Below are 12,959 nucleotides of genomic sequence, written 5' to 3'. Positions count from 1 at the left end.
GCTACAGCTTCAGTCGCTTGGCCAGTTCGAACCAGAGCGACTGAAAGGCCCGTGCCGCCGGTGTGTGCGGGGCGAACTCGCCCACCGGCGCACGGTGTTCACCCATCTGCTCGACATGCGTGGAGTAGGGGATCCAGGTCTTCAGACCACCACGCATGGCGGCGGGTGGCTTGACCAGCATCTCCACATGCAGCAGCCGACGCCGGTCCACCATATTGAAGAAGGGCAGCACCTGCAGATGCCTGAGCCCCTTGTCGTCCAGCCACTGTCTGACCTGCTCCAGAGCACGCAACGACAGATGTGTGGGGATGACCGGTACCACCAGGCAATCCGCCGCTGCGAAGATGCTTTCGGCCACCGGGCTGAGCGTGGGCGGGCAATCCAGCATGACCAGACGGGTGCTTTCGCCCAGGGGTTCCAGCAGACGTTTGAGGCTGCCACGCCCGGCGCCGGGTTCGGCCAGCTTGAGGTCCATATTGCGCAAGCTGATATCAGAGGGGATCACGTCCAGTTGGGGATAGCGGGTCGGCACGCGCAGTCTGCCGACGGGCTGTTTGCCCTTGACCAGGCTGCCGGCCTTGTAGCTTTTCTCGCCGTTGACGCCCAGATAGAAGCTGGCTGCACCCTGAGGATCAAGATCCCACAGCACGGTGCGGTGCTTCCAGCGCGCGGCATGCCATGCCACATTGACGGCGGCGGCGGTCTTCCCCACGCCGCCCTTGAGGTTGTAGAAGGCAATCGTCTGCATCGGACGCTCCCCGGGGCCAGGCCCCCGAAACCCTGGAACCCGTACTGTACCCCAGGGTTCCGGTGGCGGCCACGGGCGACCGCACCTTGTGACCGGGGGGCAAAGTGGATTTAATACGTCCTCTCACAGCCATTTCGACACCGCGCCCGCGACAGGAGTCTGCTTGAGTATCGAGCGCAAGTACCAGGTTTTCGTCAGCTCCACCTACAGCGACCTGCCCGAAGCGCGGCAGGAGCTGATGCTGGCCTTGCTGTCACTGGGCATGATTCCCGTGGGCATGGAGCTGTACCCGACCGAGTCCAATAACCACTGGGCCATGATCCAGAAGCTGATCAACGAGTGTGATTACTATCTGGTGCTGGTAGGGGGCCGCTACGGCACCCTGTCGCCCATTGGCCTGTCGTATACCCACCGCGAATACGTTTATGCGGCCACCAAGGGCAAGCCGGTGCTGGCGCTTCTGCATGACGCCCCGGATTTCCTGCCGTCGGAGCGCCGCGAAGCCACCCGCGAAGGCGATGTGCGCTTCAACGATTTCCGCAAGCTGCTGCAACAGAAGTGCCTGGTGCGCTACTGGAACGCCCCCGCTGATCTGGCCGAAGCCGTCAGGAAGGGCATGCCCGCACTGGTGCAGAAGGCCCCGTCATCCGGCTGGGTGCGCGCCGCCACCTCGGATGCCGCGTCGGATCTGGAGGTACAGATGCTGAAACAGCGCATCGAAGCGCTGGAGCGCGAGAAAGAAGAGCTGACCCAGGGCCTGCGCCCGCCGCTGGAGCACCTGGCGCGTGGCAGCGATCGGGTCACGCTGGGCTACAGCTGCAATGTCTTCATCAAGGGGGACTGCAAGGTGAGCAGTGCCCAGACCAGCATGACCTGGGATCAGGTGACCGCCTGTGTGGCACCACAGATGCTGGATGAAGTGCCGGAAAACGTGATGCGCCAGGCCCTGGAAGAGCATATTGCCCGTCATGCCCTGAGCGACGTGCAGGTCAGTATGCCCAAGGCCCACGCTGTGCGTAATGTGGTGCTGGATACCGACAGCTTCAATCAGGTGAAGATTCACCTGCGCGCGCTGGGACTGATCCGAAAATGCCCGCCACGCCCCGGCCGCACCCAGGTGGCCTGGCAACTGACGCCGCTGGGTGATCAGGCCATGAGCCAGCTGCTCGCCCGGCGGCGTTCCTGAGGGAACCCTTTATCCGCGGCTCAGCCGTCGCTCGATAAAGTCCAGAATGTCCTCCACCGGCACCAGCGTGTTGTCATCGTCACGGCGCGCCCGGTATTCCAGTTCCCCGGCATCCAGACCGCGTTCCGCCACCACGATACGGTGCGGAATACCGATCAGCTCGGCATCGGCCAGCTTCACGCCCAGCCGCTCTTTCTCGCGGTCGTCGTAAAACACCTCATAGCCCGCCGACGTCAGGTCAGAATACAGCTGCTCGCACAGCTCCCGCTCGCGCGGGCTCTTCTTCAGATTTACCGGAATCAGGGCGATCTGGAACGGGGCAATCGCCTGCGGCCAGATAATGCCGCGCTCATCATGATTCTGCTCGATGGCGGCGGCCACCACCCGGGTGACGCCGATGCCGTAGCAGCCCATGGGCATCACCACACTCTTGCCGTTTTCATCCAGCACGGCGGCCTTCAGGGCTTCGGAGTATTTGGTGCCCAGCTGGAAGATATGCCCCACCTCGATGCCGCGCTTGATGGTCAGGCGGCCCTCGCCATCCGGGCTGGGGTCGCCGTCCACGGCGTTGCGCAGATCAGCGATCTCCGGCAGCGGCAGATCACGCTCCCAGTTGATGCCGAAGTAGTGCTTGCCGTCTTCATTGGCGCCCGCACCGAAGTCGCTCATCAGCGCCACGCTGCGGTCGATAATGCACGGAATCGGCAGTTTGACCGGACCCAGACTGCCCGGCCCTGCACCAATGGCCGCCCGGATTTCTTCATCCGTCGCGAAGCGCAGGGGCGCCGCCACCTGGGGCAGCTTTTCTGCCTTGATATCGTTCAGCTCGTGATCGCCGCGCACCAGCAGTGCGATCAGCCCGCCGCCAGCGCTGTCGCTGGCCTGCACGATCAGCGTCTTCACTGTTTTCTCGATGGGCAGCGAAAACTGCTCCACCAGTTCGGCAATGGTTTTTGCGTTCGGCGTGTCCACCTGCTTCATCGCTTCAGCGGGCGCGGCCCGTTCGCCTTCAGCAATGGCTTCGGCCAGCTCCACATTGGCGGCGTAGTCCGAGCTGTCGGAGAAGGCGATATCGTCCTCTCCGGAAGAAGCCAGCACATGGAACTCATGCGACGCAGAGCCACCTATTGCGCCGGTATCCGCCGCCACCGGCCGGTAATCCAGTCCCAGCCGGTCGAAGATGCGGCAGTAGGTGTCGTACATCACCTGATAGGTCTCGGCCAGGCTCTCGTTGTCCAGGTGGAAGGAGTAGGCGTCCTTCATGATGAATTCGCGCGAGCGCATCACCCCGAAGCGCGGCCGGATTTCGTCGCGGAACTTGGTCTGGATCTGGTAGAAGTTCATCGGCAACTGCTTGTAGCTGTGCAGCTCGTTGCGCACCAGATCCGTGATCACTTCCTCGTGCGTTGGCCCCAGGCAGAAGGGATTGTTGTGGCGATCCGTGATGCGCAGCAGCTCCGGGCCATAGGCCGAGGCCCGACCGGACTCCTCCCATAGCTCCATCGGCTGCACCACCGGCATCATCACCTCCTGGGCGCCGCTGCGGTCCATCTCCTCACGGATGATGTTCTCGACCTTGCGCAGCACCCGCAGCCCCAGCGGCAGCCAGCTGTAGAGGCCCGAGGAGAGCTTGCGGATCATGCCTGCACGCAGCATCAACTGATGGCTGGTAACGACCGCATCGGCGGGGGTTTGCTTGACGGTGGCCAGCAGGTAACGGGAAGCGCGCATTGCTCAATCCTGATAGTCGGGGTGAATGAAAGCCAACAAGGTCGCCATTGTAAGCCAGCCACGCCCCATGTCCACGGTGCCACCACCGCCACATGCCGCTATGATGAGTCCGCGCCTATCACCGCCGGGGAGAACCGATGCTCAGCGCCGAACAAGTCCAGAACGTGATTTACAGTGGCCTGCCTGCCACCGCCGACACCGGCCTGCAGGTGGAGCAGGCCGGCAACCACAGCGCCCGGGTGCGCCAGCCTTTCCGCGACAGCATGATCCGTCCCGGCGGCACCTTGTCTGGCCCCACCATGATGGGCCTGGCCGACGCCGCCATGTATGCCGCCATCCTCGGCACCCTGGGCCGGGTGGAAATGGCGGTGACCCAGAACCTGAACATCAACTTTCTGCGCCGCCCGGCGCCCCGCGACCTGATCGCCGAATGCCGCATCATTCGCCTGGGACGGCGTTCGGTGGTGCTGGAAGTCAGTCTGTTTTCGGATGACGGGGCCGGGCAGCCTGAAGACGCACCGGTGGCGCATGTGACAGGCATTTACGCGTTGCCATGAAGGGGGATTCAGGGAAGGGGTGGACAGGAGCGGCTAAAACGCAGAGCCGCTACAAGAAGTAGTACAGCAATCCGGCCACACCGATCAGCACAATGACGATCGCGATAATCGCCCACACACCATCCCGCGCAATCAGTGACAGCCCCATCGCGGTGAGCGCGGCGCCTGCCGCGATGGCGCTGAACGGTACCAGCTCCATGACGGGCATCATGGCGGCTACGGCAATGCACAGGGCTGTCATGACATAGAAGGCGGTGCCCTCAACGAAGACTTCCAGCCGGGGTTTCATGATGCGGTCCAGCCAGTCTGCGGGACGTTCGCACCAGCCGAGGGCTTTCAGTACCTTGTCGCGAGACACGGCGCGCTGCAGCAGCCAGTCGGGAAGCCAGACCCGGTCGCGTTTCACGATCAGCTGGGCGGCGACAATCAATACCAGAATGGCCACTGCGGTCGGCACGCCGGGGATGCCGCCGATGACCGGCACCAGTGTAATGACGCCCGCAAACAGCAGGATCGGCCCGAAAGAGCGGCGACCGATGGCCTCCATGATCTGGCCAATGGAAACCTCCCCGGACGTTTCGGACGCGTCCCGAATCTGCTGTATCAGCGCTTCGAGGTTATGCGCTTCACCTGTTGTGTCCATGCCGCGTTAGGCACCCCGTGACGGCCGGGGTTCCCCGATGTGCTTAGCGCTCGGTTCTGAAGATCAGATCAATCGCGTTCTCTTTCGAGTTGGTGCGTGTCTCAAGGCTCAGGCTGCGGCTCAGGGTGTAGCGCAGCATGACGGTGTTCAGGGCTTCAAACAGCCCGACGCTGTAGCGCAGATACAGGCGCGATGAAATCTGCTTGCCCAGCATCAGGGCGGTATCCTCGAACTCCCCTTCGGTATCGACGCCCAGCTCGAGGCCCAGTGTCTGGCCGAGTCGCTCGGTGATGAATTCGCCGCGTTCGATGCCGTACAGGGCGATGGCCTGCATGATCATGACGGCGTCGGCGTCGGAGCCGCTGTCCAGAGGGCGGCCGGTGAGCAGGAAGGACATGGCTTCGGTTTCTTCCATACTCGGTTCGGAGAAGACACGCGAGCGCGGGTCTTGCAGGGTGCCGCCGATCCGCAGGCCGGCGCGCACGTTGTAGGCCGTAACGATACGCACCGCGACGATGTCCAGGCCGGGATTGTCGGGCGGGCCCTGGAAGATCAGAGTGCCGCGTTCCACGTGCAGATCCTGGCCGTAGGCCCGGTAGCGACCGTCTTCGATACGGATTTCACCGATCAGGCGCGGGGTGCGCTCGGGTTTGTCTTCAATGCGCACGTCGCCGACAAAGCGCGCCTGCAAGCCGAAGCCCTGCATGCTGACGCGGTTGCCCAGCCGCACGGTGACTTCGGTGTCCACCTGCCAGGGGGAGCTTTCGTCGGGTTCGTCGCTGACGATGATTTCGTCGCGCGACACGGACACCGCCTGCTGGGGCAGATCGCGGGGCTCGAAACGGGCCTGCGGTATCGTAATGTCGCCGCGAATGGTGATCAGATTGCGGGCCACACGGATATCCAGATCCGGGTTGATCAGTACGCGGGCATCCGGGCGTTGCACGGCGAGGAAATTCTCGCCGCGTACCTGCAGGCGCACCGGCCAGGGCAGGGGTTCGCTGGTGTCCAGAACGCCGTCCAGGTTCAGGGTGCCGTCGCCGGAGGTGACTTGCCCGGTCAGGGTCAGGTCGCCGCCACGCTCGGCCTCGGCCAGCAGGCGGATATCGGTCAGCGACAGGCCGACCTCGGGCACATCGGCGGCCGCCTCGTCCAGTATCAATTGGCCGCCGAATCGGGGAGCCGCCACGGTGCCGCGCAAGGTCAGGTCGCCGCGGACGCGGCCACGAATATTGCGCAGGTCGGGCACGAAAACTTCCACCCAGCCCAGGTCGTCCAGATAGGTGTTCAGTTCGCCGTCGAGGCGCGTGTTGTCGCCGTCCAGTTCGGCATTCAGTCGCGCATGGGTGCCGCTGGTGTCGTCCACGTCAAAGTGGGCGTGACTGGTGAGTTGGGTGCCGTCCAGGTTCAGGTGGGCCGACAGGCCGCGCCAGGCCAGTTCATAGGGTTCGTCGCGGCCGCTGGACAGCGCCATGCGGCCTGCGCTCACTTGCAGATCGGCCTCGGCGGTGTTGCGGCCGTCGCGCTGGTTGAAGCGCGCGCTCAGGTTGATGACCCCTTCCAGTTCGGCGGCGTCTTCGGGCAGTTCGCGGGCCAGGTAGGCGAGGGCCAGGTTGGTCAGATCTAGGCGGGCCTCGGTGGGGCCCTCGGCGCGCCAGTGGCCATCCAGGCACAGGCGGCTTTCTTCGGCCACCAGGCACATGGGCGCCAGGTGAGCAGCTTCGGCGGAAGCGCCCAGGGCTACCGGGCGGTCGAGCTGCCACAGGCCGGAGATCGGGCTGTCGATCTCGAGGGCGCGGAGCATGCCTTGCCAGGCGCGCAGGTCCTCAAGCATGCCTGCGGCGGCACCCCGGGTGCTGCCCTGGGGGGCGGTGATGGCCCAGGTCATGCGGTGATCCGAAGCGTCGCCATCCCCGTTGACCGCCACGCGTTCCAGCACAACATCGCCACTGCGGGTGAGGTGGCCGGTGCCCAGCGCCAGGCTCATCAGCGGGGCGTCGGGGCCGTTGGTGGCATCGGCCACCAGCGACAGGTCGTGCAGGCGCCATTCGGCGTAGCCGATCTCCTCGCTGTTGATGCGGGCTTGCAGCACGGGGGCGCTGCGGGTGCCGTGCACCCGGGCATCCAGGTGCAGCGTGCCGTGCAGGTCGGGCCACAGGGCAGCCAGGTCGTCGCCGATCAGTGCCAGATGCAGGTCGAGACGCTGGTTGGCGCTGCCGCGCAGACTGACGCGGTTATTGCCCGCACGCAGTTGCAGGTCGCTGCGCAGACGCGCCTCGCTGATGGCCTGATCCGGGGCGCGGGTCAGTTGCAGCGAGCCGCCGCCGTCCAGGCGCTGGCCGCGCACCTCGCCGCTCAGGCGGTTTAATGCCAGGTCCAGGGTCAGGTGCTCTGATTTGAGGCTGCCCTGCACGCGGGTATCCAGAGCCAGACGGCCGGGCAATTCCGCTACCAGCAGGGCGGGGTCGAAGTCTTCAATGCCGAGCTGGATATCCCAGGTCAGGTCGGGCGCCCAGGTCACATCGCCGGCCAGCTCGATGCGGCTGTCTGCTACGTCCAGGCGCGCCCGCTCGATATGGGCGGCCTGCAGATTACCGTGAGCGCGGACTTCGACGCCGATGGCGGGCAGGTCGGGCAGGGTGGTGCCACTGGCCAGTTGCAGGCGGTAGTCCTCCAGGCTGCCATCAATCTCCAGTCGGCCGTCGGCCAGGGCCAGAGCCTGACCGTCGGCGCCGTAGAGGGTGAAGGCGTCCCAGTGGTTGTCCAGATCGAAGGCCAGCGGGGTATCGAAGGGCCGCAGTGACCCTTCGCTGCGCAGGGTGACGGGGGCATGCAGGCGGTGGACCAGAGTGGGTTCGGCCAGGGTGCCGCGTACGCGGGCATCGGCGCGCGCCATCAGCGGTTCCGCCGGGTCGGCCTCGGGGCCCGCCAGCGCCCCGTGCAAGGCTTCGGGGAGTGGCGCTTGCCAGTCCAGCCAGGTGTCCAGGGCAAACGGCTGTGCCAGACCCATGTTGCCACTGAGGCTGATGCGGGCGGTATCCTCGCGCACGAACAGTTGCTGTACATGCAAGCGGTTGCCGTCGGTATTGGCAGCCAGCAGTATCTCGTCAAGGTGGATGTCGGTGCCGTTGGCCAGGGTCAGGGTGAAGTCGGTGACGTGAGCGCCGTATACGGCGATGGCCACCGGCAGGCGGATATCGTCCAGTTGGTCGATATGGAACGGGGCCTCGTCATCGGGCAGATCGTCCTCATCGCGCTCGCTGGCATGCAGGGTAACGCGCAGGCGGTCGGCCTGCAGGGTGTTGATGGCAACGCGCCGTTGCAGCAGGGCAGGCATGACCACCGCCAGGCTGAAGCGATCGCTTTCCACGGTCACGGCGGGGTGCGCATAGTGCACGTCTGTCAAGGTGATGCCGTGCAGTAACGTGCCCTGGATTTCCGCCACACTGACCTCGCCGGGGGCCAGTTCAGCCGCCTTGAGCAGCAGCCAGCGGCTGCCGCCTTCATGGGCCATCAGTCCGAGCAGGGCGGCGGGCAGCAGGATAAGCAGCAAAAGCGTACCCACCAGTGCCCAGCGCACCAGTGCCCGGAGGATACGGATGACGCGCCCGCCCGCCGTCACAGATCCGGCCCCATGCTGACATGCAGGCGGAAGGGATCGCGGCCGTCAGACGGTCGCGCCACGTCGATACGGATCGGGCCGATGGGCGAGCGCCAGCGCACGCCGATCCCGTAGCCGTACAGGGCTTCGAAGTCGTTCAGGGTGTCGTAGGCGTTGCCGGCATCCACGAATACGGCGACGGCCCAGCTGGGCAGGAACAGGTAGTCATACTCGATACTGCTGGCGACCATATGCCGGCCACCGATCACTTCGCCGTCGTCATTGCGTGGGCCCAGGCGCTGGTAGCCGTAGCCGCGCACCGTGTTGTCACCGCCGGTAAAGAAACGCACGGAGGTGGGCAGCTCGATGACTTCATCCGCTTCGGTGGCACCGCCCTCGACGCGTGTCAGCACGCGGCCACCGAGAAAGGGCATGACGGCTTTGGCGCGGCCGCGCACCTGGATGAAGCTGACGCTGGACAGTGCCTGTTCTTCGGCGAAGCGGACCTTGCCGCTGACGGTCCAGCCGCGGGTCGGGTAGATCGGATGGTTACCGCGCGTGCGCGACAGTTCGAAGCCCGGCATCAGCAGGTCGGTGCGGTCACGCTGGCTGGCGATGGTGAAGTATTCACGTTCGTATTCCAGTGACGTGGTGGCAATCCAGCCGGTGCGCAGCTCGCGCAAATACGCAACACCCACGCGGTATCGTTCGCTCTCGCTGGTGCTGGTTTCTTCCTGCTGGAAGCTGGATGACAGGTTGATCCGTTCGCGGTTCGGGTCATCCAGCGGAATCTCGTAGTTGATACCGGCACCGGAGCGCACCGGCGAGGCTTCCAGTTCGGTGTTGTAACGATGCCCGCGCCGGTTCACGCGCCGATTCTCGTAACCCAGACGCAGACGCGGGCCGATATCGGTGGAGAAGCCGATGCCGGCCATATAGCCGTGCCGGGCACGGGGCGTTGCCGTGACGTGCACGGGCACCCGCAGGGCCTCTTCGTCGGGGTCGGTGTCAATGCGTACGCTAGCGTAATAGCCGCTGGCATTGAGCGACTGCTGCAGCGAGATCAACTGACGGCTGTCGTAGTAATCGCCCTCGGTAAAGGGGATGAAGCGATAGGCCAGGTCATCGTTGAGGACGTCCTGTTCCAGGGTGACACTGCCAAAGCGGTAGCGGGGGCCGGAATCCAGCCACAAGTGGATGCGCGCCTCGCCGGCATCGGCGTCGACTTCCAGGCGATGTTCACGCAACCGGCTTTCGAAGTAGCCGCGGTCGGCGGCGGTGCGCACCAGCAGGTTCTTGGTATCTTCGTAGTGTGAGTGGATCAGGGGTTCGTTCTCGCGGATGCGGCGATTGACAAAAATCTGCCGGAACGCGTTGTCTTCCTCTGCTTCGCCGGTCACTCGCACATTCACTTCGCGCACGATCACACGCTGGCCGGGTTCGACATCCACCAGCAGTCGCCAGCAGCCATTGTCGCGTTCCAGGCGGGCATCGATCTGCGCGCGGTAGTAACCCAGCGCACGCAACCCCCGGTCGGCGTTCTGCCGCGCATTGCGCAGCATGGCGCGCTCGCGCCAGGCGGGCAGGTCGCAGGGTTCGCTGCTCACCGAGATATGGGCCCGGATATTGTCCTGCACGGCATCGTCGCCGCCGCTGACACGGACGGTGGGTGAGTTGGCCATGGCCTGTCCGGCCCATAACAGTGCCAGCAGCGCCAGTATGCGACCCGGCTGTATTCTGATTCTGGGCATCAAGACGGAGTCCCTGACCAAAGCAAGTTGACGCGCTGTATCCGAGGTTCGACCGGCGTCCAGGGTTCTGACCGGAAAGGGCGGGGCGGGTTCGTATCCCGGTGCCGCCATGGGGCCTTCAGGTCAGGGCGCGTCACACTACCAGAAGGTATCGCCAGTTTGCAGTGCGTTGCTGTGTCTTAGAAGGGCGAAGCATGAAAAAAACAGGGAAATGTCGTGAAGAAGGGCCGTGCAGTCATTCAGGCAGGTCATCCACGGCACCGAAATCCCGTGCAAAATCCATGGCGCTGGGCCTTTTTTTCAGGCGTCGCTGCAGGGTACGGCGGTGGATGCCCAGGGCCCGGGCGGCGGCGGAGATGTTGCCGTCGTGATCTTCCAGCACCCGCTGGATGTGCTCCCATTCCAGCCGCTCCAGTGAGGGGGGCGAACTGGGCAGGGCCGGGGTGGCGCCGAGGTTGTCGGTGGCCAGGGCCGCCAGGATGTCATCCAGGCTGGCGGGTTTGGTCAGGTAGTTGCAGGCCCCGCGCCGGGTGGCGGTGACGGCGGTGGGGATGCTGCCGTAGCCGGTCAGCACTAGCACCCGGCAGCCCGGGGAATGGGCGAGGATCGGGGCAATCAGGTCGAGGCCGTTGTCCTCTCCCAGACTCAGGTCAAGGATGGCGGCATCCAGTGAGGTGTTGTGCTGTGTCAACCAGGCCCGGCAGGTCTCGGCGTCTTCGGCGCTGCCCACGGTGAACCCCCGGCGCGTCAGCAGCCGCTGCATCTGGGTGCGCAGCGCGGTGTCATCTTCCACAACCAGCAGATGCTGCATCCGGGGTCCTCAGTCAGTGTGGCGCGCTGGCAGGGCAATGCGGGCCTGTGTCCAGCGGTGGTCGAAATCCAGGGTCAGGGTGGCGCCGAGGGCGGCCAGGCTGGTTTCCACCAGCGCCAGGCCGATACCCAGGCCGTCGCGGTCGCGCTGCGCGGTCTGTCGCGGGCCATCGTCGCTGATCTGCACAAGGATAACATCCCCGTCGCGGCGGCAGGCGACCTGCAACCGGCTGGCCCCGGCATCGCAGGCGTTATAGCCCAGGTTGGCCAGCACGCGCTGCCAGGTGGCGATGTTGCCCAGCACCGGATCGTCGGGGCCTTCCCAGGTGACCCGCATCGATGGGGCCAGATGGCGCAGCGTGGCGGCCAGTTCCTGACACAGCTCGGACAGGGGGCGTTTCGCGCTGTTGTCCTCCGCATTGCTGGCGGGGGGGCGCAGCAAGGCCGCAATGCGGCGGCTCAGGGCGCTGATCTGATCCAGATCTTCGCGGCAATCCTCCGGCATGCCGTCGCGGCTGGCCAGATCGTCGGACAGCAGCAGCAGCGTCGACAGCGGTGTGTTCAGTTCATGGGCCCGGTCTGCCAGGGTGGCACCCACCTGGTACATACGTTCGCGTTGCAGCGCCAGGGCCAGCGCAGTGCCCTGATGCCGCAGGCTGCGCTGCTGGCTTTGTCGCAACAGGTGCCCCAGGGCGGTCAGCACCACGGCCACCAGGCTGAAGGCCAGCCACATGCCGACACCGTGATCCGGATGCATGTCGTGGGTCAGGGCATGCAGGTGGGTGCCATGGCCGGGCACCTGATGCCAGTGCAGGGTCAGGCCATAGCCGGTGACGGCGATCAGCGTCTGGGCAGCGCTGGCGGTCAGCGGCAGGGCCATGGCGGCCACCAGTACCGGCAACAGCAGATAGAAGGCGAGCGGATTGGTGGAGCCACCGAGCTGGTGCAGCAGCGCCAGGAACAGCAGTTGATCCAGCAGCACGTCCAGCCACAGCAGCGGCCATTGCTGGCGTCCGGGGCGGTTGCGGGTGGCCAGGAACAACAGCGACGGCAGCCACAGCAGACCCAGCCAGAACAGCGCCAGCACCGTGGGAATCGGTGAGGCGGCTTGCATGTCGGCCACCAGAAACAGCAGGCCCAGCGCGGTGACCAGCCCGCCGCGCAGGTACAGCAGTCGACGGCGCCAGGCGCGGGGATCGTTCCAGTGGCTCAGCATCGCGATGTCCCGATCGAAGAAGTAAAACAACGCTTTATTCTAGCGGCTCGCGGGGAGTGCCGGGTGCGGCAAATTGCCCCGTCGCCCTCAGATCCTGCGGGTGGCGATACCCTGGAGCAGTTCACCGGCGAAGCCGGGCAATTTGGGGTGGCGCCAGCGGCGCAGGGCGGAGGTGTCAAAGCCGTGGTCGGCCAGCAGGGTGCCGGTGTCGCGGGTCAACTGGCAGCCGCAGGCCAGATGTCGCCACACCGGGTTCAGGCCGTGCTGCACGCGACGGGTCAGCGGTCGCTCGCTCTGTACGTGTTCCAGCACCAGTAACTGGCCGTCGGGGTGCAGTACGCGGGCGACTTCGCGGGCGGCGGCCTCACGGTCGGGGATGGTGCAGAACACCAGACAGGCAATCACGGTGTCGAAGTGATGATCCGGGTAGGGCAGGGCTTCAGCGCCCGCTTCGATCAGATGAAAACGTCCCGGGTTCGGCAGGGCGGCCGCTGTGGCCTGTGCCTTGGCGAGCATGGCGGCACCGGGTTCGATGCCGTGTATTTCGGTGGCTGAAGCGGTGTAACGACCGAAGTTGGCGCCGGTGCCGACGCCCAGTTCCAGTACGCGACCGCGCGCCCCGGCCAGCAGGGCGTCACGATCACGGTTCAGCGGCCGGGTGGCCCAGTCCAGCAGGGGCGGAAACAGCGTGTCGGCGTACCAGCCCATCAGGCCTC

The 12,959-nt window shown here is 65.3% G+C and carries 10 protein-coding genes; 2 read left to right on the top strand and 8 right to left on the bottom strand.

Going from position 1 to position 12,959, the window contains the following annotated elements:
- Window position 1: 1 nt before the first annotated feature.
- Window positions 2-748 (bottom strand): ParA family protein, encoded by a 747-nt coding sequence (locus DKW65_RS09835; protein ID WP_111657072.1) that lies wholly within the window; start codon window positions 746-748, stop codon window positions 2-4.
- A 163-nt stretch (window positions 749-911) separates the two neighbouring features.
- Between DKW65_RS09835 and DKW65_RS09830 the strand changes: the two genes are divergently transcribed.
- Window positions 912-1,934, top strand: coding sequence for a DUF4062 domain-containing protein (locus DKW65_RS09830; protein ID WP_245932460.1), 1,023 nt, complete (start codon window positions 912-914; stop codon window positions 1,932-1,934).
- 9 nt (window positions 1,935-1,943) lie between these two features.
- Here the strand turns inward: DKW65_RS09830 and DKW65_RS09825 are convergent, their stop codons facing one another.
- On the bottom strand, window positions 1,944-3,665 hold the full coding sequence (locus tag DKW65_RS09825; RefSeq protein ID WP_111657070.1) for a proline--tRNA ligase: 1,722 nt from the start codon (window positions 3,663-3,665) through the stop codon (window positions 1,944-1,946).
- A 137-nt stretch (window positions 3,666-3,802) separates the two neighbouring features.
- On the opposite strand from DKW65_RS09825, the gene DKW65_RS09820 reads away from it, so the two are divergent.
- Entirely contained in the window at window positions 3,803-4,222 is a 420-nt protein-coding gene (locus tag DKW65_RS09820; protein WP_111657069.1) for a PaaI family thioesterase, read from the top strand.
- Window positions 4,223-4,271: 49 nt separating this feature from the next.
- On the opposite strand, the gene DKW65_RS09815 is transcribed toward DKW65_RS09820, so the two are convergent.
- The 6 genes from DKW65_RS09815 to DKW65_RS09790 form a co-directional block, all read right to left on the bottom strand.
- On the bottom strand, window positions 4,272-4,865 hold the full coding sequence (locus DKW65_RS09815; protein ID WP_111657068.1) for an exopolysaccharide biosynthesis protein: 594 nt from the start codon (window positions 4,863-4,865) through the stop codon (window positions 4,272-4,274).
- 43 nt (window positions 4,866-4,908) lie between these two features.
- Window positions 4,909-8,487, bottom strand: a complete 3,579-nt coding sequence (locus DKW65_RS09810; RefSeq protein WP_111657067.1) for a translocation/assembly module TamB domain-containing protein — start codon at window positions 8,485-8,487, stop codon at window positions 4,909-4,911.
- Window positions 8,484-10,217, bottom strand: coding sequence for an autotransporter assembly complex protein TamA (locus DKW65_RS09805; protein WP_111657066.1), 1,734 nt, complete (start codon window positions 10,215-10,217; stop codon window positions 8,484-8,486). Before DKW65_RS09805 ends, DKW65_RS09810 begins: the two co-directional genes overlap by 4 nt.
- A 235-nt stretch (window positions 10,218-10,452) precedes the next feature.
- Window positions 10,453-11,028, bottom strand: coding sequence for a response regulator transcription factor (locus DKW65_RS09800; protein WP_111657065.1), 576 nt, complete (start codon window positions 11,026-11,028; stop codon window positions 10,453-10,455).
- A 9-nt stretch (window positions 11,029-11,037) separates the two neighbouring features.
- On the bottom strand, window positions 11,038-12,243 hold the full coding sequence (locus DKW65_RS09795) for a HAMP domain-containing histidine kinase (protein WP_162925794.1): 1,206 nt from the start codon (window positions 12,241-12,243) through the stop codon (window positions 11,038-11,040).
- Between the two features lie 87 nt (window positions 12,244-12,330).
- Window positions 12,331-12,951 (bottom strand): class I SAM-dependent methyltransferase, encoded by a 621-nt coding sequence (locus DKW65_RS09790; RefSeq protein ID WP_111657063.1) that lies wholly within the window; start codon window positions 12,949-12,951, stop codon window positions 12,331-12,333.
- Window positions 12,952-12,959: the final 8 nt, after the last annotated feature.

Source organism: Isoalcanivorax indicus, assembly GCF_003259185.1.
In the GTDB taxonomy this organism is placed as follows: Bacteria; Pseudomonadota; Gammaproteobacteria; order Pseudomonadales; family Alcanivoracaceae; genus Isoalcanivorax; species Isoalcanivorax indicus.
This window is presented reverse-complemented; position numbering and strand designations above follow the sequence as displayed.

Excerpts from the sequence above, each read along its gene's own strand:
- DKW65_RS09835 (WP_111657072.1), bottom strand. The coding sequence starts at position 748 with ATGCAGACGATTGCCTTCTACAACCTCAAGGGCGGCGTGGGGAAGACC.
- DKW65_RS09825 (WP_111657070.1), bottom strand. The coding sequence starts at position 3,665 with ATGCGCGCTTCCCGTTACCTGCTGGCCACCGTCAAGCAAACCCCCGCC.
- DKW65_RS09820 (WP_111657069.1), top strand. The coding sequence starts at position 3,803 with ATGCTCAGCGCCGAACAAGTCCAGAACGTGATTTACAGTGGCCTGCCT.
- DKW65_RS09815 (WP_111657068.1), bottom strand. The coding sequence starts at position 4,865 with ATGGACACAACAGGTGAAGCGCATAACCTCGAAGCGCTGATACAGCAG.
- DKW65_RS09805 (WP_111657066.1), bottom strand. The coding sequence starts at position 10,217 with ATGCCCAGAATCAGAATACAGCCGGGTCGCATACTGGCGCTGCTGGCA.
- DKW65_RS09800 (WP_111657065.1), bottom strand. The coding sequence starts at position 11,028 with ATGCAGCATCTGCTGGTTGTGGAAGATGACACCGCGCTGCGCACCCAG.
- DKW65_RS09795 (WP_162925794.1), bottom strand. The coding sequence starts at position 12,243 with ATGCTGAGCCACTGGAACGATCCCCGCGCCTGGCGCCGTCGACTGCTG.
- DKW65_RS09790 (WP_111657063.1), bottom strand. The coding sequence starts at position 12,951 with ATGGGCTGGTACGCCGACACGCTGTTTCCGCCCCTGCTGGACTGGGCC.